Origin of the sequence: Paenibacillus sp. NPDC057967, assembly GCF_042887015.1 — a bacterium.
In the GTDB taxonomy this organism is placed as follows: Bacteria; Bacillota; Bacilli; order Paenibacillales; family Paenibacillaceae; genus Pristimantibacillus.
Genome location: NZ_JBHVQB010000002.1, coordinates 405,399 through 424,582 on the forward strand (window position 1 = coordinate 405,399; position 19,184 = coordinate 424,582).

The window sequence follows — 19,184 nt, forward strand, 5'->3', positions numbered from 1 at the left end:
TGACAGACGTAGGAATTTCGCATACTATAAATTTAATAAACATCTAATTAGATGATTGTTAAAATTGAAAGAGGGCGATGATCCATGCAATTGGAGAAAGTGGTCAATTACCACAAGGCATTGGCTGATCCCACGAGAATCAAAATGCTTATTTTGCTAGCGGAAGGAGAATTGAACGGGGGAGAGCTTGCCGAGAAGCTGTTCGTTACCCCTGCGACGATTACCCATCATGCGACGAAGCTGAGAGAAGCCAGTCTCATTAATGAGAGGCGCGATAAGAATACGATCTATTTCAGCTTAAATCATTATTTTATTAAAAACAGCGCTGCCGCAACGGAGGAGCTGATCTACCGCAGGTCGGAGGAAGGAGTGGGGACAATGGAGGAGAAGAATGAGGCGCTGCGTGCTTCCGTTATTCGCAATTTTTTCACGTTGGAAGGCAGATTGAAGAACATCCCGAGCCAGCTGAAGAAGAAGCTGATCGTGCTGGAGCATATCGTATCCTCTCTAGCGAGAGGGCGCACGTATAGCGAGAAGGAAATAAACGAGTTTATTAAAGGTTATCACGATGATTTCGCGACGATTCGGCGTGAGTTCATTATGCATCAGTACATGTACCGGGATAAAGAAGTGTACGAGTTGAATCCACAGGAGCTGTGGGCAAGATGGGAGGCTTTGACGTGAAGCTAAGAACATATTCAATCTCTACCCGCGAGCGTGATCAAATGGTGGAAGTGACCGATCAGGTGCGCGAAGCAGTCAGAGATAGCGGGGTGCAGGATGGTTATGCCATTGTCTATTGTCCGCATACGACCGCTGGTATTGCGATTAATGAGAATGCAGACCCGGACGTTGTGCGTGACGTGCTGCGGCGGCTCGATGAAATCTATCCCTGGAAGCATCCGAAGGATCGCCATGCCGAAGGGAACACCGCCGCGCATATGAAGGCGATTCAGACGGGAACCAACCAGATTGTGCTTATTCAAGATGGCAGGCCGGTGCTTGGCACTTGGCAGGGCGTGTACTTCTGCGAATTCGATGGGCCTCGGACGAGAAGGTTTCATGTGAAAACGATAGAAGGATAGGCTTTGGAAGCAGTCCTTTGAAGCAGATGGAATAGACAAACCCGCCTTCGTAGGAAGGCGGGTTTGTTAATGTCGAAGCCAATCGAGCATGTGCCCAGTAATCGCAATAGGTTTGTCATTACCGCGCGGCGGCTGATAGACGGAAATAAGCTCATGTGCAGCAATCGGTTCCAGTCGATTCGACCAGCCAGCCGCATAGGCGATCGCTCCGACCAATCGCTCGGGGGAGACTCCGTCTTCCCTGAGCGAGGCCAATGTAAGCGATTTGTCCCGCTTGGACAATCGCTCGCCATGTTCGTCAGCGATTAACGGGACATGCGAGAAGGCTGGCGGTGCAAGGCCCAGTGCTTCATACAGCGCGAGCTGACGCGGAGTGGAGTCGAGCAGATCGGCTCCGCGGAGCACATCCGTAATGCCCATCGCCGCATCGTCGACCGTTACCGCAAGCTGATAGCTGAATATGCCGTCGGCCCGTTTGACGATGAAGTCGCCTAAAGCTTCTCCGTCATAGCGCATCGTGCCGCTCACTCCATCCTCGAAGACGACCGGTTCCTCCGGCATGAAGAAGCGGAGAGAAGGGGTCTTCTTCTCCGCTTTGCTCGCGCGCTCCTCGGTGGTGAGATGGCGGCAGAGCCCCGGATAAGCGGGGCCTTCGGATGAGAGCCCATGCGGTGCGCTGGCGATGGAAGCGAGCTCGCTGCGGCTGCAGTAGCAGGGGTAGATTCTGCCCTTTTCTCTTAAAATGCCGAGCACGGCTTCGTACAGATGCTCGCGCTTGCTTTGTTCATAGGGCGCGAAGGGGCCGCCCATACGCGGCCCTTCATCCCAGTCGATGCCAAGCCACAGCAGGTCGTCCTGCTGCTGCTCCGCAAAGGCCGGACGAGAACGCGGCTTGTCAATGTCCTCGATGCGGAGCAGGAATTCGCCGCCGCACTGTCGCATCTGAAGCCAAGCAGCCAGAGCGCTGAACGCGTTGCCGATATGGAGCATGCCCGAAGGCGTCGGAGCGAATCGCCCGCGTCGCTTCATCCCAATCACTCTCCTTGTTACATGCAAAAAAAGAGCAGGCTAGGCCGCTCTTCATTCATTCATATGTAAGCTCTTCTGTCGAGCATTTAATTCGAAAATGGCGGAGCTGACGGGATTCGAACCCGCGGTCTCCTGCGTGACAGGCAGGCATGTTAGGCCTCTACACCACAGCTCCACACTTTCAAGGTGTCTCACAGACACAAACAGTATCTTATCATGAAGATATATGATTTGACAAGTTATTTTTTGATTTAGATGAAAATTTTTGTTCGCATACCTTAACTTGCTTAAGATCGAGGATATAGCATCACGAATACCCCTACGATACAGATGGCTGCGCCGACCCAGTCATACAGGTCCGGTGTCTTGCGGTCGATGAGCCAGCCCCATAATACGGCGAGTACAATAAACACGCCGCCATAAGCGGCATAGACCCGTCCGAATGTCGGGAACGACTGAAAGGTTGCGATGATGCCATACATAATAAGCGCTCCGCCGCCAAGCAGTCCCAAGTAAGGCGACTTGCCTTCTCTAAGCCACAGCCATATCAGATAGCCACCGCCAATCTCGGCGATACCGGCCAGAATAAACAATAGAATACCCATCCAATGAATCCCTGCTTTCTGTCAGCTATATCGCTACTTATGATAGCGGAAGTATGCCGGGGTGTAAATCAATGCGGGGCTCAATGGAAGCTTGTAAGGGGAAGAAACATTTTTTGGGAATGGTGCGTCAGAAGTATATATAAGCGCGGTTGGGAGTGAATGGAATGGAGGGCATGCATGCTCTGATGAGAAGAAGATCCAAGGGACTGGTAATGGCCGTATTCTTATTGATGATGGCCATGCTGCTTGCAAGTTGTGGAGGAGAGCTTCAAGCGATGAACAAGAAGACAAGCGCAGAGCCGGTGCAGGCATCTGATTTTGTTCATAGGCTCTATCTGGAGCGGGACGATTACCGGGAAGGCGATCAAGTGACGTTCATTTCCGAATTGGAGTATGTGGGCGATCGCGAATCGGTGACGATTAATCATGCGATGACGCCATTCTACTATGCCATACGTGATTCATCTGGTACGTATTCATTCCCTTACATGATGGATCAGCCATTAATCTATACGACGTTATATCCGGGCAAGCCGCATGTGGAGAAGTATTCGAACGGGTGGGCTTATTTAATAAATGATTCGAATGAGATTCTGATAGAGAATCCTGCTGACGTCCCTTTTCCTGCTGGTAACTACACAGTCGTCGGTTCTGCAGAGTTCAACGTAGGTCGATTTGGAGAAAATAATGAGAATGAAGAGCCGGTTGAAGTGGTTGGGAAGGAAGTAGGGTTTACTGTTGCTCCATAAATACTTGATTGTAAGGTGCTTACTAGAACTATTTGAAGAAGCATAAGAGTAAAATTAAGAGCAAGTGCTATATTTCAAAAATATATTTACGGGCCAAATCCTGTTGCTTCCAAGCAATAGAATCGGGCCCGTTTTTCAATCTACACTTCAATTCTGGAAATTTACTGCCCCGACTGCTTCGTCAAGCTCAGCAGCACGCGAATGTCTTGCGCGATTTGATCCGGCGAGATATTGTCCGCCAGTGCGTCGTTTCGGATCTTATCGATGGCCTGAACCGCTTTTTCGCCTTCTGCAAGCAGGACCTTCACCTCAGCGCCCATCAATTGCTTGATATGGCCGGCAGCGCTGCTTAAATTATCATGCTGCCCGCCTGATCCTTCAACTCCGCCAAGACCCTCGCCAGGCGCTGTGCCGGTGGCGGACATGCCTTCATTCTGATTCAGCAGCTTGCGCTGAAGCTCGTCGTAGCTGGATGCGCTCGCTTCACGTTTGGCTGTAGCCAAGACAACCGTATCGTCGAAGACGAATACACGCACATCGGGAATGCCTGCGCTGCTAAGCCGCGATTCCAGATGAGCGGAGAAGCCGTTCGCATGCAGACCGGAGCTGCCGATCATGCTGTAGACGGATGTGCCGAGGCCATACGTCGTTTGTCCCAGATTGTTGGTCGTATAGTTCTTCTGCCCATTCTCGCTTGGAATTAGCGAGGAGTCATTGATTGAATGAGCTTTATGCGGTCCCTTGGGCATCGGCGATGCATGTTGGGTAACCGTATTGTCCCGGGTTGTCCTATTGCCGTCGGTTGCAGGAGTCATGGAGCAGCCTGCCAAGGCTACTGCGGATAGGGATACGCAAGCGAGCAACTTCACTGTTTTCATCATCAGATATCATCCTCCACTAGGGTTCACTCGTTCGACGTTAGGATAGCCCTTCCTCTGAAATGAATATTCATGATGGGTTGGAAAATAATAAGCAGGAAGACAGCAAGAAGATCCATACAGGAGGTGCATGATGTGGTAGGGAACAATGGCAATGGGCTTGTAGCGGATAAAGAAACGGAACGCGAAGGGCAATTGGCTCAAGCGAATGATGACGCAGTTAACGAGCATTCCGGAGCGAATCATGACAATGAGCAGGTTAACAACAACTCCCGCCGCAAGTTTTTGGTCAATTCCGGTTATGTGCTCGGTACGCTCGCGGTTGGCGGAGCGCTAAGCACGATATTCGGATGTACCGACAATAATGGCGGCAATGCGCAAGAACCGACGGCTACACCGGATGGCGGTAAAGAGACGGAGATTCCGAATTACAACCGCGCGCTCATGTATTTTACACCGGCGCAATTCCGCATCGTCGACAGCGCGACAGAGCGTATTTTTCCAGAAGATGATAATGGACCGGGTGCAAAAAAACTCGGTGTAGCGTTCTTCATCGACCATCAACTCGCTGGAGACTGGGGCTTTAACGGCCGGGATTACATGAGTCCTCCATTCTTTACAGGCGAGAAAGTGCAAGGGTATCAGGGCAGGCTGAAGCGGAAAGAAATTTTCGATATCGGCATTCAGGAACTGGAGAATTACAGCTTGACGAAGTACAGCAAAGGATTTGCCGAGCTGGAGGGTGCACAGCAGGATGAGGTGCTGAAGGTGTTCGAGAACGAGGAAGCCAATCTGCCGACTATCTCCGAGAGCTTCTTCTTCAGAACGTTGCGTTCAGCCACACTCGAAGGCGTATACAGTGATCCTCTTTACGGCGGCAATGCCAATATGGAGGGCTGGCGCATGCGGAGCTATCCGGGGTCCCAGATGAGCTATTTGAACATCATTGACAAAGACTTTACGCAGATTGAGCCAAGCAGCTTGCAGGCTCACTTGGCCTCGCACTAGCGAAGCCCAGGAAAGGGAGGATCGATATGGCCAAGACATTGCCCAAAACAGATGTTGTCATCGTAGGCGTCGGCTGGGCCGGCGGCATTATCGCGGCGGAGCTGACCAAAGCCGGCTTGAACGTCGTCGGATTGGAGAGAGGCAAGGAGCGGAAGACCGAGGATTACTTCATGGTGCATGACGAGCTCCGTTATTCCATGCGCTACGAGATGATGCAGGATTTGTCCAAAGAAACGATCACATTCCGCAGTAACGAAAAGGTACGCGCGCTGCCGATGCGCCAGTACGGCTCCTTCCTGCTTGGAGACGGACTTGGCGGCTCTGGCATTCACTGGAACGGCCAGACGTACCGCTTCCTGCCGTATGATTTTCAAATCAGAAGCAAAACCATTGAGCGCTACGGTAAAAACAAAATTCCGGCAGATATGAGCATTCAGGATTACGGCATTACGTATGATGAGTTGGAGCCGTATTATGACAAGTTCGAGAAGATGGCAGGCATCTCCGGGGAAACCAATCCGCTAGGCGGCAAGCGCAGCGGCGAATACCCGACCCCTCCAATGAAGAAGACGGCGGGGATTGAGATGTTCACCGAAGCGGCGAAGAAGCTTAATCTGCATCCCTATATGATGCCTGCGGCCAATCTGTCGGAGAACTACACGAACCCGGACGGCGTTGCGCGGGCAGCCTGCCAATATTGCGGCTACTGCGAGCGCTATGGCTGCGAGTACGGCGCCAAGGCCGATCCCGTCGTGACCGTCATCCCGGTAGCGAACAAGACAGGCAAATTCCAGATTCGGACCCATTCCAATGTACGCCGCATTATCCATAAAGGCGGCAAAGCAACTGGCGTTATGTACATAGATGTCACCACAGGTGAAGAAATCATTCAGCCTGCCGACATCGTGGTCGTGACGAGCTACGTATTCAACAATGTTCGCCTGCTTCTGATGTCCGAGCTGGGCAAGCCTTATGATCCAGCGAGCGGAAAAGGCGTTGTCGGGAAGAATTATGCGTATCAGGTTATCAAGGGAAGCGCTGTGGGCTTTTTTGAAAATAAACAATTCAATACATTCGCGGGCGCGGGCTCACTCGGTGTCTCGATCGATGATTACAACGGCGATAACTTCGACCATTCCGATGTCGACTTTATTCATGGCGGCGTGATTGCGTTTAGCCAGACGGGCGCTAGGCCGATTCAGAACAATCCGGTGCCTTCCGGCACGGCTAGCTGGGGCGCAGAATTCAAGAAGCAGTCGCTCCATTATGCGAATCGCACGCTTGCGGTCGGTGCGCAAGGCTCATCCATGTCGTTCAAGCAGCATTTCATAGATCTTGATCCAACGTATAAGGATACGTTCGGCGATCCGCTCATGCGCATTACGTTCGATTTCCGAGATCAGGATAAGAATATGGCGAAGTTTCTGGCGGAGCGCTGTAATGAGATCGTGAAGGAGATGGGCGCCGACAAGGTGGATTTCCTAAAGGAGCTGGGGCCGTACGAGATTATGTCGTACCAATCTACGCATAATACAGGCGGCGTCATTATGGGGGCTGAGCCGGGTACATCGGCTATCAACAACTTCAGCCAGATGTGGGATGCGGACAATGTGTTTGTCGTAGGCGCGAGCAGCTTCCCGCAAAATGCGGGCTACAACCCGACGGCAACGGTAGGCGCGATGGCTTACCGCACGGCGGAAGGCATCCTGAAGTACAGACAGTCTGGAGGACTGCTGGTGTAGAGGGGGCTAGCCTGGAGCTGCAATGATGTGGCTCCAGGTCAATGCCTAAGCTTGCAAGCAAAAGAAGAAGGCCGATCCCGCATCATGCGAGATCGGCCTTCTTTATACGCTTTAAGCTGTTACAGAAGCTTCTCCAGATCATCAGTCTTGTCCAGCTTCTGTGGACCTGTGTCTTCCTCCACGATGCCGCGTGTCGAGCTGCGGAATTCGCGAAGGGTATCGCCGAACGCCCGGCCGAGCAGGGGAAGCTTGGCTGGCCCGAAGACGATAAGCGCAATCAGCAGAATAATGATCAACCCGGAAACGCCAATATTGTTGAACATGGGTCAAAACTCCTTTTTTAGTTGAAATAACTTAAGTAGGGGACGGAGCGGTGGCCATCCTTCTGGCAAAGCGGCGCGATAGAAACGCGCTGATCTCGAATAGCATGAGCAACGGGACGGTCACGGACAAATGCGACACAAAATCCGGCGGCGAGATGCAGGCGCCTACGACCGCCAGTCCCACGTAAGCATACTTGCGTGTCGCGGTCAGCCTCTCTGGCGTCAACAGCCCGAGTCTGGTCAGAAACAGCATGACCAGCGGCATCTCGAACGCAACGCCAAGCGGGAACACAATGCTGAACATGAACGAGAAGTACCGGTCGATACCATACGTCTCAACAGCACCTATGTTATGGTTCATCTCCATCATGAACTGCATCATCATGGGGAAGACGAGGAAGTAGCTGAAGGACACGCCGGCCAGGAACAGCATAAAGGAGACGGGCACATAGGCCAGCGTTCCCTTGGCCTCAACGGATGTTAATCCAGGCCTGACGAAAGCCCATAGCTGATAAAGCAAGACGGGCAGAACGAACAGAATCGCGAACAAAAACGCACAACGCAAGTAGATGAACAGGCCGTCCGTGAAGGAGAAGACATTCCATTCCACCGACTCTGCCGTCGGACCTGCTTTAATGTAGCGCAAAATATGTGGGGAAGCGTACAAGCCTCCGCACATCGCCACAAGGAAGCTCACAGCAACGACGATAAGCCGTTTTCTCAGCTCCGCCAGATGACCGATGAGATCCTGCTGTGTATTCAATGGCATCACCTCAGCAATTTGAAGGATTTTGCTAAATACTGTCATGACCTTACCTTATGGTGTCCACCGTACAAAACGTTATGCGTTCGCGTGAAGGAAACCTACGTGGCTCGCATTTGTCTGGGAGCGGGCGGTATGCATGTGAATAGGAAGCAAGTTATAGGGAAATGTAATAACAGATTTACCAATCAAGGAGGCTATTTCATGATGCGCAATATGAAGTGGTTATTGCTGGTTACGGCTGTTATTCTTGTTATTGCTCTGTCCGCCTGCGGCGGCGGGAACAAAAATAACGGCGGTACAAATGGCGGAACGAACAACGGAACCAACAATGGGGCAACGAATGGCGGCAATAATGCAGGCGGGGGAACCGTCGATGCGGCTGCGGCTGAAGCCATCTACAAGCAGAATTGCATTGGCTGCCACGCGGTTGATCTGTCAGGCGGCGTAGGACCGAACCTGACAAAGGTAGGCGCTAAGCTGTCTGTCGACGAGATTAAGGCTACGATTACGAACGGCCGGGGCGGCATGCCGGCATACAAGGATCAGCTTAGCAGCGCTGATATTGATACGCTGTCGAATTGGCTCGCATCCATGAAATAAGATGGCTTGGCAAATGAAAGCTTCCGCACTACAGAGTGCGGAGGCTTTTTTTGCTGTGTGCATATGAATAAAATATCCATAACTTTTGGAATTTTTGTCTATGTATCCCTCGTGATAGAACCTTTATAATATTGATACTGATAATCATTATTAATTAGGAAGAAGGAGAGCTATGGTTAATCCGAAGCAAGTTGCCGAGAGAGCCGCCGTCACCAGCTTCCTGAATTGTTATTTAAGAGAAACGGGAGACGGCGAATGGCTTGTATGCAAGGGCAGCGAAGGCGAGCGCAGCGTCTTGCGGCTTCCGCTTGCCTCCGGGCAGCTTGCCATCCTTGCAACAGCGCATTATAAATCTCCGACTGGAAGGCATCAATTCCAGCTGCCCATATGCTTGCAGAGCGGTGCTGCCGAACCTGCGCCGGTTGGCATCGCAACGGCCTTCTCGCTGCTTGCCGATGAGTTGGGCTCAAAGCATGAAGGCTCCGAGACGAAGGAGCTGCTGCTTCGCGCGCTCCAGAGCTGCAGTCTGCTGGAGACATTCCTGTCAGCCCGAATGGACGACGCCCCCGAGTTATACAGTTCTTCGCTTACGTTCCTGCAGTCCGAACAATCTCTTCTATTCGGTCATGTATTCCATCCGACACCCAAGAGCAGGCAAGGCTTCCCGGAATGGAGGCAGCATCTTTATTCACCAGAGTCGAAAGGCAGCTTCCAGCTGCATTATTTTGCCGCCCATCGAAGTCTGGTCCAGGAAGACACGGTATGGCGGGAGAGCGCTGCGGAAATTATTGAACGCGAGCTTCTGGCATCGTGGACCCCGGGAGAGATGCATTCGGGTGCTGCGGCAGAAGTCATCCATGATCCGTCCTATGTCTGGATTCCCATCCATCCGGTGCAGGGGGAAGAACTGCTCCATGATGATCATGTCCAGAGCTGGATGAAGACTGGGAAGCTTGTATACATAGGAGCTCTCGGGGGGACCTATTATCCGACCTCCTCTATCCGCACCGTCTGCGATCCGAATTCCGATTACATGTATAAGCTGTCTCTGCGAGCCAAAATTACGAATTCGATGAGAGTGAACAAAAGACATGAGTTATTGGGAGCGATAGAGGCTGCTCGGGTGGCTAACGAGCTTGAGCCTTGGCTTCAAGAAAATTGTCCCGGGTTTCATATCGTGAAGGACGGGGCGTATGTTACGCTCAGCGATTCGGAGACCGGGGAGAGCGGATTTGAGCTTATCATCCGGGAGAATCCCTTTGCCCGGGAAGAGGGCGAGAGGGTATTTCTGGCTGCCGCCTTCACTCAGGAAGCCTTCTCTTCCGGCAGCTCGCGCTCATTGCTGGAGAATGTAGTCGGGGAGCTTGCTAACAAGGAAGGCTGCTCGGCAGCCCAAGCCGGGCTGGCCTGGTTCCGGGCTTACTTGGCAATCTCGCTAAGGCCTATGGTCATGATGTATGCAAGGTATGGCATCGCGCTTGAGGCGCATTTGCAGAATAGTGTGGTGAAGCTTGGAGAGAGCGGATATCCGGAGCAATTCTATTATCGGGACAGCCAGGGCTATTATTATGCCAGATCGAGAGTTGGCCTCCTTGAGGAGCTGGTTCCGGGGATCGGTGCTGGACCGAACGTATACGATGACGAGCTGGCGGAGGAGCGTTTCGGCTATTATTTGATCGTCAATCATGTGCTGGGACTGATTCAATCGTTCGGCGTCTTTGGCGTTTTGGATGAAAGAGTACTGCTTATGGAGCTTCGCGCTGAACTGGAGTCTCTAGCCGCAGTACCCGGGGCGCATAACAGGCTTATGCGTGACTGGCTGACGAGTCGCACATTCCGATTCAAGGCGAATTTGCTCACGCGATTGTATGACGTAGATGAATTGGAGACGGAATTGGAGCAGGCTGTTTATGCCGAGATGGATAATCCGTTATGCACCGCGCTTCCTTATCAAGAGGCGATTCGCAAGGCAAGGCTCGTGACCGCGATATGGAGAAGGGAGAGGAAGGCTCAGCAACCCATGCAAGCGTAACAGGAATGGAGAGGTGAAATGAAGCTGCAGGTCCCAATCGGGAAGATTGAAATGAATGTCGTTGCTCGCAGGCAAGTTTTTCGCAAGCTGGTGGAGGCTTTAATCTTTGAAGGCGTGTTGGAAGCCCGCAGTACCGTGTCCTATTCGGCTGGGCAGGGAGGGAGCGCGTATAAGGTTGATGTGTATGTGATCAATGGGAGGGATTGGGCAGGGAACCGAGTGATGTATTCCTTTGAAGGCTGGCGGACTTATTCGTTCAGTATGATTCGGATGAGTCAGAACCCGATGTTCCGGAATTGCTTCAAGACGCACGGTCTGGAAAGCGGGGAAGCCGACAGTATAGCGCTGTTTCTGGAGGAGATTGTTGCGGCGAATCATCCGGACCTCTCCGTACTGCCTTCCTTTATTGTTGAGCTGGAAGAGACGATACGCAAGCAGGCGCAGTGGATGCAGGAACGGGAATTGCATCAGGAGAGCGAGCTCAAGCTGTTAGGCCGATCGCTTGCAGAGCTGGAGTCCATCTCGACGGAGGGCCATCCCTATCACCCTTGCTATAAATCAAGAATAGGCTTTACCCCTGAGAACAATCGGTTCTATGGGCCTGAATTTCAACCGGATGTCCGTTTGTATTGGCTTGCGGCTGCTTATGATGAAGTTATTTGGAATGCCGGGAACGGGAGCGACTGGCGGAATGTAGTTGAAAGAGAGCTGGAGGAAGAGGACCGCAGTCGTTTTTGTGAACAGCTGGCTGGCCTTGGTCTGTCTCCAGAAGGCTATGCTTTTCTTCCGGTGCATCCTTGGCAGTGGGGCTTTCTGCAAGAGAAGCATGCGGACCTGCTTACGAATCAGAGGATTGTGCCGCTAGGGCATGGCTCGGAGTCCTATCGCCCTCAGCAATCAATTCGAACGCTGTCTTGCATAAGCGGGGCAGCGCGAGGAGATGTGAAACTGTCGCTTGGCATCGTTAATACGTCTTCGATGCGACACTTGACGGTACACTCTACGGTAGCAGCACCTGCCGTATCGGATTGGCTTCAGAAGGTCGCGGATTCTGATCCGTTTTTACAGAAGTCGGGACTGATTCTGCTGCATGAATATGCGGGCATTACCTTGCCTGCGGCGAATGGGGCGATCGGGGCGATCTGGCGGGAGAATGTGCAGAACTATTTGCAGCCGGGAGAAGAAGCGGTGCCGTTCTTCACGCTGGCCGCTACAGAAGTGGACGGCAGGGCCTTTATTGACCCGTGGATTGCGAAGTACGGCATGGAGAATTGGTTTCGCCTGCTGTTGCGCCGAAGTGTGATTCCGGTTGTTCATCTGCTTGTCGCTCATGGCATTGTGCTGGAATCGCATGGGCAGAACATGGTGCTGGTGCATCGCAATGGCATGCCGGAGCGTGTGGCGCTGCGAGACTTCCATGAGGGGGTCGAATATTACAGGCCATTCCTGGCATCGCCGGAGCTGGTGCCGGACTTTAGCCGTTTGCATTCCGCGTATGCCGGAGGGAAGCCGGGAGATTATTTTGAGATGGGCAGTTTGCAAGATTTGAGTGAGATGCTGATGGATGCGTTATGGTTCATGAATATAGGTACGATCATTACGTTTATGGCAAGCCGGTTCCCAGTTGGGGAGCGGGAGTTATGGGAGATGGTCGCAGCGGAGCTGGAGATGTATCAGGCGTCTTTCCCCGCATTGCGGGAGCGATTCGATTCGCTGGGGCTCTTTGCACCAGAGTATGTGATCGAGCCGCTTGTCCAGCGCAGGCTGTTCGGGGGGACCAAGATTGCGCCACGCCCTGCGCCTAATCCTTTATCACAAGTCCGCCAGTCGGGCGATCCTAACCAAAGGGAGAATTCAACATGTTCGCAGTAAATCAGGAGCGGATCAGCCGTTCTGCCTATAAGCAATTACTAGACCGTTATGAACAATTGGATAGTTTCCGCCACGGGATAAGCGAAACACGCCGTTATGCGGTATGTTCTTCCGATCCGTTATTTGCATTGACGATGATTTTATTCTTGCGAGAGAGGGGCTTGTCTGTCCTGCCCCTGCACGGGGATACGCCGATTGAGACGGCATCAAGGCTGGCGGAGCGGGCTGGGTGTACCGGGTTATTCTATGGGGCGGCGGAGCAGTATTACCCGCTGGATGCATCGGCTATCCATACGGATGGACCTCCTTCGATCTATCAATTCAGCTCCGGCACGACGGGTGAACCGAAGCTGATCCGGCGTTCATGGGAAGAGATTAACGTGGAAATTGCTGCTTACAATGATCGGATTGCGGCTCATGCGCTCGCGGAGGATACGCCAGTTGTGCTAGCTTCGATTACGCATGCATATGGCTTGATTTCAGGAGTCTTGTCAGCACTGGAGCGGGGAGTGGAGCCGGTTGTCATGAGCGGCATGGGCCCGAAAGCGATCGCGCAATGTCTGAAGGCGACTCCGAATCATTTGCTTTACTCCGTGCCCGCGCTCCTGCAAGGACTTAACCCCCTGTTCGAGTATGGAGGCGTCAAGCTGCGCAGCGTTATGAGCTCAGGTGCGCCTATGTCGCCTATTCTGTATGAGCATTACAGTCAGGCGTCGGCCGTGCTGCTTCAGCAATATGGCTGTACGGAGGCAGGCTGCGCGAGTCTTGCTGTGGGGATGAAATCCTATGACGATCTGGGCACTCCGCTGGGGCATCTGGTCATTCAAGCCTCGGCTGAACCGTCGGAGCTGATCATCTCTATAGGCGAAAGAATGATTTCGACAGGAGATTTGGGTTGCTCGTTCGGCGGGAGCAACATCCGGTTTCTGGGAAGAATTGATGATTTGATCAATGTATCGGGGCTGAAGGTGACGCCCGCTGAGGTCGAAGAGGTGATTTGCAGACTGGAAGGCGTTATCGAAGCCGTCGTCTATCGGGGCATTCACCCTATTAACGGAGAGATGGTCCGAGCGCAAGTCGTCGCAGCGGATAACGTGACGGCAGGGGATGTGCGGGAGTGGTGTCTGAGGCATCTGCCGCCTTACAAAGCGCCTTCAGAAGTGCGAATGACTGCAAGCATTCCAAGAATGCCGTCAGGAAAGATAAGCCGCAAGCTGCTGGAGCAGGAAGGAGTTTGACCAAAATGACGAAACGTACACGGGAAGCTTTGAAGAGCGAGCTGCAAGGGCTCATACGCCATAAGTTTAAAATAAACGTCGATGAGCTGCATGACGGACTAAGATTGAATGAAGATTTGGCTGTTGATTCCATTATGATTGTGCAATTAATTGTATTTCTTGAGGTGGAGCTTAAGCTGCAAGTGCCGGATGATCAGGTCGATCCCAGAACATTCGCTACAGTCGGTTCGTTGCTGGATTTCATGCAAAGTCTGGAGCCTTATCCGGAGGAAGCGCCTGATGAGGAGCAGCCTGTAGAGATGGTGAACCGCGCATGGTGATCAAAGAAGAAGTCAGCATTAAGGTTCATTGTATCGTCAGCTGTTTGTGCGAGGTGATTCGCGAGCGAAGCGATTATGATTACCGCCCGTTTTATATAGGCTTATGGGATGCTCCATTCGATGTCACAGATGACGGGCAAATCACGTATTATCAGCATGATCTTGATCACAGCCATTACTTCCAATGGTATGAAAAGCTGTTCGGAGCCCCTGTCCATGAATGGTACGATGCGGCTTTGCCCAGAGAAGTTAATTTGGAGCGCATGCTGGAACTGATCGAAAACTGTCCGCCCGATCACTATGTGATCGCGCAGATTGATCTATCTCTCATGCCGGAGCGCGAGAACAAATTTCATCAAAAGCCGTTCCCGCATTTCCTCATTCTGGCCAAAACGGAGCGCGAGGACGAGTGGCAAATGATCGATGCCGACTTCAGATGGCAGGGCATTGTTCAGAAGGAGAGAGTCATCCAAGCTTTCTTGGAGAATCCGTTCGGAGGCGGCTTCTACGTTGATTCGGAGCGCATTATGGAGCCGACGCGCGAGGCAGTCGCAGCTTATTTCCAGAATGTATTCCGCTGGGAGAACGAGCTGACGGATACGCTGCGGAATCGGCTAGCGGCTATCGGCAGGGGTGAAACTGGATTTACAGTGGATATGGTAGAGAAGGCGGTCAAGCAATTGCCCGTGCTGGCGATACGCAAGTACAGCTACGAGCATGCGCTCATGTACTTTATTGAAGAAACAGGTTCGAGCGACGAGAGTTTCGAAGCCTATACGGATAAGGTGGAGTTGCTAGTACGCGGCTTCCATAACGTTCAGTATCAAGGCATGAAGTTTGCGATGATCGGCAACGGCAGTCAACTGCCTTCCATTCTGAGAAAGCTTGAGGAGATGGATAAGTTAGAGAAGGAAATCAAACACGAGCTGTACCGGTTGTACAGCCTGTGGGAGGCGATGCCATGAAGTATTCCTTCTGTACGATCTCGTTCCGGCATCAGCTGATTTCCTTCGCCGAGCTGCTCCGGTTTATGAGAAAGAAGCAATTCGAAGGCATCGAGATATGGGGCGTACATGCGATGGGTCTGTATGAGCATGAGCGCAAGGAGACGCAGGAGCTGCTGCATGGCATGGCGGGAGACGATCTGGCTGTGTCGATGCTCAGCGATTATTTGGATATCGATTCGGAGGAGAGCTTCGCCCGGTCGGAGCGAAAGTGCGAACAGCTGATCCGGCTGGCGCACTGGCTTGGCACACCGCGAATACGGACCTTTGCCGGGAACAAATCGAGCCGCAGCGTGACGATTGCGGAGCGGGATGCCTATACGGAGCGGCTAAGAAAGCTGTGCCGCATGTGCGGGGAAGAGGGCGTGCAGTTGGTTGTCGAGACGCATCCTGGCACACTGGCCGATGATCTGGATTCTACACTGACGCTGCTGTCGGATATCGGCCAGGACTCGCTACGGCTCAACTTTGACGTGCTTCATGTATGGGAATACGGCGGCGACCTGCTGCATATGCTGCATGTGCTGGAGCCGTGGATCGATCACTTCCACTTCAAGAACATCGCATCGCCTAGCCAAGTCGGCTTGTTCAACCCTGGCAACATCTACTCGGCCTCCGGCGACCGGGAGGGCATGGTGCTGCTGCACCAGGGTTTCCTCGACTACCGGAAGCTGCTGGAGGAAGCCTCCCATCTCGACTGCTACGCTTCGCTGGAATGGTTCGGCCCCTCGCCGCTAAGCGCGCTGGCCGAGGATATCGATTGGCTGCATAAGCAGCGGTATAGCTTGGCGGGGAATTTGCGCAATTCAATATAAAAGGCTGAATGAAAAATGCCTGGTTGCTGGAATGCAATTAGGCATTTTTCGTTCAGCCTTTACTTATCATCAACCTTTAATCTGACGGCGCTACAAGCTGCTGGTAAGGGGGGCGCTTTTTTTAGCCTTGAACTAGAGATGCATTGAAAATCAACATAGGATTTTCGTGAAATTGAGCTTTAGAAAATTTAATCTTCTCAGAGCTACTAATCAACAAAACTCTGAAAACTATAACTATACTCCGTTATACGCATGCATGGAATGGACGACTCAAGTAATTGCAAAAACTCATCCTGAGATTGGTCGTTCAGGAGCAATTTGTCCAATGGGCAATCTAGCAATTAGAGAAAGTGAATCAGATTCACTATTCATTATTTTGAGAATATGTTTTTATCCTTCTCTCCGAAGGAAACGGAATCCTTTATATCATGCCTTGTTACTTGTCCTTCCGAGCAATACTGAGGAAACATGTACCAACGTTGAAATTAGTTTAGAGACAATATAAAGAAAAGTGTAACCTAATACTGATCCATGAATAGATACTCTCCTCTGGAATGGTCTAAGCAACTTTTCTAGATAAGTATTTCCTTCATGGCTAATTTTTTATGAAGTTCATCATTTTACACAAATATATGAAATCAATTCATTCCATTATATATTAACTAATTGAATTTATTTCAAATGGATATACAAGTAACGTATAGTTTTAAATTATGTCTTCATTTAATAAACTCAGGGTTTGGGTTTTCGTGGTAAATCCATAGTTGATAAATTTCCAATCAATGATGTATAATGTTTAATATAAAAAAAGTCTTTTTTTCATTAAATTATTTTTTTAATCCTAATTATCTATTACATACATAATTTAGGTTGTTTACATTTTCTAGGGTTTATTTTGCTGTGAACATTATTCGAAAGGTGGTTCTAATTTGAGTTTCATAAATAAAATAGTACCTTTCAATGAGTTTTGGATGAATTGCATATTAAATTCCGCCTATTCAATCGCTACTACCAGGCATAATAGTTACGCTGATGCGGCGTACATCAATAATTATTCATACAGTAGTTGGGGGGCTGCTATTGATTTAGAGTTTATTAGCCCGACGATTGAAGTATTGAATTACGCCGATAAGTGGGAAGACTTTGTGCTGAGTGAAATTATTGAAACGGAATTACCCGTTTTTTTTGAAGATACTCAAAACTTTACAGCAGAACTGCAAAAGATAATTTCAGAACAAAAAATAGTTAAGCTACATATAGATCTTTTTTATTGGTTACCCAAAAATATCGCTTGGAACCGTTTCCATATGAGTCATTATTCGATAATAAACGGTTATGATACAGAAAAAAAAGAGTATTTTATTTTGGATGATGATATTGATGGATATGGAGTGCATGTAATTCCCGAGGAAAGGTTGATTAAGGCTTTTAATCATTCAAATGCAATGATCGATCCTGACCCGGCAACTCCGCATGCATATGTTTATTGTATTCGCGACAACATCGCTCCTTACAAAATAAATATAACTGAAGTAATGAGTCACGCAGAAAGAATAGTGGAGGAATTATCTGTATATTCTTTCAATGCTTTGTGGAATTTTAATGAAGACAAGAAGGACGACATCAATGAATATATTAGTATTTCTTTAATAGGGATTAACATCATAGAAAATAGACATATTGGAAACGGTTTTTTATTAAAAAGGCTTGTTGAATTGGAGTTAATCAATAACACAACATTTGAAAATATGAAAACACAATTAACAAAACTGCAAAGAGGATGGAAAACGATTAAACAAGTATTTATAAATAGTATGGTATCTGACACGAAAGAAATCAATATAGATTTAATCAGAAGCAAAGCTAATGAAATGTTAAGCATAGAAAGAGAAATATGGTTAACTTTATTGAAAGAAAATAAGGAAGTGAGAATATGAGCGAAGAAATATGCGAGCGAGTCAAAAGTATATTTTTGAATTATGGAGTGAACATCACGGAGTCCGATGAAGAAGCACTGATTGATGATGTTATGGGTATTGATTCGATTTCCTATATTCAAATATTAAATCATATAGCAAGAGACTTTGGCTTTAAAATTGATGATACGGATATTTTATTTGCCGATTTAACTACATTTAATAAAATAGTAGAATTCTCGAAAAGCAAATATTCTAATTAGTAATATTCCGTATACTCATATTCATGGAGGGTTAAAGATGAAGCCTGCTATTTCAGTGATCATTCCTACTTATAATAGACTTGTGGGATTGAAATATACGCTAGAGTCTTTAGTAAAGCAAGAATTGGATAAAGCCTGTTATGAAGTTCTGGTATGTGATGATGGTTCGGCTGAGGATACATATTCAATAGTAAAAGAATATGAGAATGATTTAAATATTTATTATGAATATCAAGAAGACAAAGGATTTAGAGCTGCCGCTGCAAGGAATATGGGGATTAAGAAAGCAACTGGCGATGTATGCCTTTTTATTGATAATGGAATCATTTTGCATAAAGATGTTTTGAACGAACATATGAGAATTCATAATGAATCCAGTCGCCCTTGTGCGATTGTAGGCTATGTTTATGGGTTTGATGTTTTTGAAAGCAATGAAGATGCAATCAAAAAAATTGTAGAAAACAATACGGTTGAGAATGCGATCCAAATATTAGGTGAAATAGGAGTTGGAGATGTAAGAGAAAAGTTTTATAAGGAATTTTCGGATGACATTGATCACTTGCCTGCCCCATTTGTACTATTTTGGACATGCCATGTGTCAATGAGCAGGAAATCATTGATTGATATTGGAATGTTTGATGAAAGCTTCACGACCTGGGGGGGAGAAGACATAGATATAGGACTGGCATTGCAAAAATATGGAGCAAAATTTGTTTTGGCTAGAAATGCAATGAGCATTCACTACCCTCATAAAAAAGAATTTGACTTTGCGAATGAAAGTGATAAAGCGGATCGTCATGTTGATGAGAAAAAAGAATATTTGTATCGAAAGTATCCGACGAGAGCAGTATATTTATGGACACAAACAAACGATGATGTTGAGCTGAATAAAATATTGATGGATGAAGCAGCAACCATAAACCACCCGCAATGAGTTTT

General features: G+C 49.4%; 21 protein-coding genes and 1 tRNA gene. 16 read left to right on the forward strand and 6 right to left on the reverse strand.

What is annotated here, in order from left to right; translation table 11 throughout:
• Nucleotides 1-84 precede the first annotated feature (84 nt).
• Together ACFVSO_RS06285 and ACFVSO_RS06290 are read left to right on the forward strand one after the other, a co-directional pair.
• Nucleotides 85-684, forward strand: a complete 600-nt coding sequence (locus ACFVSO_RS06285) for a DUF2087 domain-containing protein (protein WP_387471221.1) — start codon at nt 85-87, stop codon at nt 682-684.
• Entirely contained in the window at nt 681-1,085 is a 405-nt protein-coding gene (locus ACFVSO_RS06290) for a secondary thiamine-phosphate synthase enzyme YjbQ (protein WP_387471223.1), read from the forward strand. The genes ACFVSO_RS06285 and ACFVSO_RS06290 overlap by 4 nt, the downstream gene beginning before the upstream one ends.
• 66 nt (nt 1,086-1,151) lie before the next feature.
• Here ACFVSO_RS06290 and gluQRS read toward each other — a convergent pair whose 3' ends face one another.
• The 3 genes from gluQRS to ACFVSO_RS06305 all read right to left on the reverse strand — a co-directional run bounded on the left by gluQRS (nt 1,152) and on the right by ACFVSO_RS06305 (nt 2,719).
• On the reverse strand, nt 1,152-2,114 hold the full coding sequence (gene gluQRS / locus ACFVSO_RS06295) for a tRNA glutamyl-Q(34) synthetase GluQRS (RefSeq protein ID WP_387471224.1): 963 nt from the start codon (nt 2,112-2,114) through the stop codon (nt 1,152-1,154).
• A gap of 98 nt (nt 2,115-2,212) precedes the next feature.
• Nucleotides 2,213-2,289: transfer RNA gene (locus tag ACFVSO_RS06300), tRNA-Asp, on the reverse strand.
• A 112-nt stretch (nt 2,290-2,401) separates the two neighbouring features.
• Nucleotides 2,402-2,719 (reverse strand): YnfA family protein, encoded by a 318-nt coding sequence (locus tag ACFVSO_RS06305; RefSeq protein WP_387471225.1) that lies wholly within the window; start codon nt 2,717-2,719, stop codon nt 2,402-2,404.
• A gap of 164 nt (nt 2,720-2,883) precedes the next feature.
• Between ACFVSO_RS06305 and ACFVSO_RS06310 the strand changes: the two genes are divergently transcribed.
• The gene (locus tag ACFVSO_RS06310) at nt 2,884-3,468 is read left to right on the forward strand and encodes a hypothetical protein (protein WP_387471227.1); all 585 of its coding nucleotides are present in this window, start codon (nt 2,884-2,886) and stop codon (nt 3,466-3,468) included.
• 161 nt (nt 3,469-3,629) lie between these two features.
• Here ACFVSO_RS06310 and ACFVSO_RS06315 read toward each other — a convergent pair whose 3' ends face one another.
• Nucleotides 3,630-4,349, reverse strand: coding sequence for a hypothetical protein (locus tag ACFVSO_RS06315; protein WP_387471229.1), 720 nt, complete (start codon nt 4,347-4,349; stop codon nt 3,630-3,632).
• Between the two features lie 132 nt (nt 4,350-4,481).
• Between ACFVSO_RS06315 and ACFVSO_RS06320 the strand changes: the two genes are divergently transcribed.
• Nucleotides 4,482-5,354 (forward strand): gluconate 2-dehydrogenase subunit 3 family protein, encoded by an 873-nt coding sequence (locus tag ACFVSO_RS06320; protein ID WP_387471231.1) that lies wholly within the window; start codon nt 4,482-4,484, stop codon nt 5,352-5,354.
• 26 nt (nt 5,355-5,380) lie between these two features.
• Nucleotides 5,381-7,096 (forward strand): GMC family oxidoreductase, encoded by a 1,716-nt coding sequence (locus tag ACFVSO_RS06325; protein ID WP_387471233.1) that lies wholly within the window; start codon nt 5,381-5,383, stop codon nt 7,094-7,096.
• 119 nt (nt 7,097-7,215) lie between these two features.
• Here the strand turns inward: ACFVSO_RS06325 and tatA are convergent, their stop codons facing one another.
• Together tatA and tatC are read right to left on the reverse strand one after the other, a co-directional pair.
• Nucleotides 7,216-7,419 carry a twin-arginine translocase TatA/TatE family subunit gene (gene tatA / locus ACFVSO_RS06330; protein ID WP_387471235.1) on the reverse strand — a complete coding sequence of 68 codons (204 nt, stop codon included), beginning with the start codon at nt 7,417-7,419 and terminating at the stop codon, nt 7,216-7,218.
• 31 nt (nt 7,420-7,450) lie between these two features.
• A complete protein-coding gene (gene tatC / locus ACFVSO_RS06335) occupies nt 7,451-8,227 on the reverse strand; it encodes a twin-arginine translocase subunit TatC (protein WP_387471237.1) in 777 nt (258 codons plus the stop codon).
• Between the two features lie 159 nt (nt 8,228-8,386).
• Between tatC and ACFVSO_RS06340 the strand changes: the two genes are divergently transcribed.
• The 11 genes from ACFVSO_RS06340 to ACFVSO_RS06390 all read left to right on the forward strand — a co-directional run bounded on the left by ACFVSO_RS06340 (nt 8,387) and on the right by ACFVSO_RS06390 (nt 19,179).
• Complete coding sequence (locus tag ACFVSO_RS06340; RefSeq protein ID WP_387471239.1) at nt 8,387-8,785, forward strand: c-type cytochrome; 399 nt, start codon at nt 8,387-8,389, stop codon at nt 8,783-8,785.
• A gap of 172 nt (nt 8,786-8,957) precedes the next feature.
• On the forward strand, nt 8,958-10,817 hold the full coding sequence (locus ACFVSO_RS06345; RefSeq protein ID WP_387471241.1) for an IucA/IucC family protein: 1,860 nt from the start codon (nt 8,958-8,960) through the stop codon (nt 10,815-10,817).
• Between the two features lie 18 nt (nt 10,818-10,835).
• Entirely contained in the window at nt 10,836-12,689 is a 1,854-nt protein-coding gene (locus ACFVSO_RS06350; RefSeq protein ID WP_387471243.1) for an IucA/IucC family protein, read from the forward strand.
• On the forward strand, nt 12,677-13,927 hold the full coding sequence (locus ACFVSO_RS06355; protein ID WP_387471245.1) for an AMP-binding protein: 1,251 nt from the start codon (nt 12,677-12,679) through the stop codon (nt 13,925-13,927). The genes ACFVSO_RS06350 and ACFVSO_RS06355 overlap by 13 nt, the downstream gene beginning before the upstream one ends.
• Nucleotides 13,928-13,932: 5 nt before the next feature.
• Complete coding sequence (locus ACFVSO_RS06360) at nt 13,933-14,247, forward strand: phosphopantetheine-binding protein (protein ID WP_387471247.1); 315 nt, start codon at nt 13,933-13,935, stop codon at nt 14,245-14,247.
• Nucleotides 14,241-15,212 (forward strand): DUF6005 family protein, encoded by a 972-nt coding sequence (locus ACFVSO_RS06365; RefSeq protein ID WP_387471249.1) that lies wholly within the window; start codon nt 14,241-14,243, stop codon nt 15,210-15,212. The genes ACFVSO_RS06360 and ACFVSO_RS06365 overlap by 7 nt, the downstream gene beginning before the upstream one ends.
• Nucleotides 15,209-16,066 carry a sugar phosphate isomerase/epimerase family protein gene (locus tag ACFVSO_RS06370; RefSeq protein ID WP_387471251.1) on the forward strand — a complete coding sequence of 286 codons (858 nt, stop codon included), beginning with the start codon at nt 15,209-15,211 and terminating at the stop codon, nt 16,064-16,066. Before ACFVSO_RS06365 ends, ACFVSO_RS06370 begins: the two co-directional genes overlap by 4 nt.
• A 256-nt stretch (nt 16,067-16,322) precedes the next feature.
• Nucleotides 16,323-16,571, forward strand: coding sequence for a DUF6875 domain-containing protein (locus ACFVSO_RS06375; protein WP_387471668.1), 249 nt, complete (start codon nt 16,323-16,325; stop codon nt 16,569-16,571).
• A gap of 424 nt (nt 16,572-16,995) precedes the next feature.
• Complete coding sequence (locus tag ACFVSO_RS06380; protein WP_387471253.1) at nt 16,996-18,003, forward strand: cysteine peptidase family C39 domain-containing protein; 1,008 nt, start codon at nt 16,996-16,998, stop codon at nt 18,001-18,003.
• Nucleotides 18,000-18,245: an acyl carrier protein gene (locus tag ACFVSO_RS06385; RefSeq protein WP_387471255.1), complete on the forward strand. Its 246-nt coding sequence runs from the start codon at nt 18,000-18,002 to the stop codon at nt 18,243-18,245. Before ACFVSO_RS06380 ends, ACFVSO_RS06385 begins: the two co-directional genes overlap by 4 nt.
• 37 nt (nt 18,246-18,282) lie before the next feature.
• Nucleotides 18,283-19,179, forward strand: coding sequence for a glycosyltransferase (locus ACFVSO_RS06390; RefSeq protein ID WP_387471257.1), 897 nt, complete (start codon nt 18,283-18,285; stop codon nt 19,177-19,179).
• Nucleotides 19,180-19,184: the final 5 nt, after the last annotated feature.

What these genes read in the sequence shown, in the direction of transcription:
- ACFVSO_RS06285 (WP_387471221.1), top strand. Translation starts at nt 85, where the DNA reads ATGCAATTGGAGAAAGTGGTCAATTACCACAAGGCATTGGCTGATCCC.
- gluQRS (WP_387471224.1), bottom strand. Translation starts at nt 2,114, where the DNA reads ATGAAGCGACGCGGGCGATTCGCTCCGACGCCTTCGGGCATGCTCCAT.
- ACFVSO_RS06305 (WP_387471225.1), bottom strand. Translation starts at nt 2,719, where the DNA reads ATGGGTATTCTATTGTTTATTCTGGCCGGTATCGCCGAGATTGGCGGT.
- ACFVSO_RS06310 (WP_387471227.1), top strand. Translation starts at nt 2,884, where the DNA reads ATGGAGGGCATGCATGCTCTGATGAGAAGAAGATCCAAGGGACTGGTA.
- ACFVSO_RS06315 (WP_387471229.1), bottom strand. Translation starts at nt 4,349, where the DNA reads ATGATGAAAACAGTGAAGTTGCTCGCTTGCGTATCCCTATCCGCAGTA.
- ACFVSO_RS06325 (WP_387471233.1), top strand. Translation starts at nt 5,381, where the DNA reads ATGGCCAAGACATTGCCCAAAACAGATGTTGTCATCGTAGGCGTCGGC.
- tatA (WP_387471235.1), bottom strand. Translation starts at nt 7,419, where the DNA reads ATGTTCAACAATATTGGCGTTTCCGGGTTGATCATTATTCTGCTGATT.
- tatC (WP_387471237.1), bottom strand. Translation starts at nt 8,227, where the DNA reads ATGACAGTATTTAGCAAAATCCTTCAAATTGCTGAGGTGATGCCATTG.
- ACFVSO_RS06340 (WP_387471239.1), top strand. Translation starts at nt 8,387, where the DNA reads ATGATGCGCAATATGAAGTGGTTATTGCTGGTTACGGCTGTTATTCTT.
- ACFVSO_RS06345 (WP_387471241.1), top strand. Translation starts at nt 8,958, where the DNA reads ATGGTTAATCCGAAGCAAGTTGCCGAGAGAGCCGCCGTCACCAGCTTC.
- ACFVSO_RS06350 (WP_387471243.1), top strand. Translation starts at nt 10,836, where the DNA reads ATGAAGCTGCAGGTCCCAATCGGGAAGATTGAAATGAATGTCGTTGCT.
- ACFVSO_RS06355 (WP_387471245.1), top strand. Translation starts at nt 12,677, where the DNA reads ATGTTCGCAGTAAATCAGGAGCGGATCAGCCGTTCTGCCTATAAGCAA.
- ACFVSO_RS06360 (WP_387471247.1), top strand. Translation starts at nt 13,933, where the DNA reads ATGACGAAACGTACACGGGAAGCTTTGAAGAGCGAGCTGCAAGGGCTC.
- ACFVSO_RS06365 (WP_387471249.1), top strand. Translation starts at nt 14,241, where the DNA reads ATGGTGATCAAAGAAGAAGTCAGCATTAAGGTTCATTGTATCGTCAGC.
- ACFVSO_RS06370 (WP_387471251.1), top strand. Translation starts at nt 15,209, where the DNA reads ATGAAGTATTCCTTCTGTACGATCTCGTTCCGGCATCAGCTGATTTCC.
- ACFVSO_RS06375 (WP_387471668.1), top strand. Translation starts at nt 16,323, where the DNA reads ATGGAATGGACGACTCAAGTAATTGCAAAAACTCATCCTGAGATTGGT.
- ACFVSO_RS06385 (WP_387471255.1), top strand. Translation starts at nt 18,000, where the DNA reads ATGAGCGAAGAAATATGCGAGCGAGTCAAAAGTATATTTTTGAATTAT.
- ACFVSO_RS06390 (WP_387471257.1), top strand. Translation starts at nt 18,283, where the DNA reads ATGAAGCCTGCTATTTCAGTGATCATTCCTACTTATAATAGACTTGTG.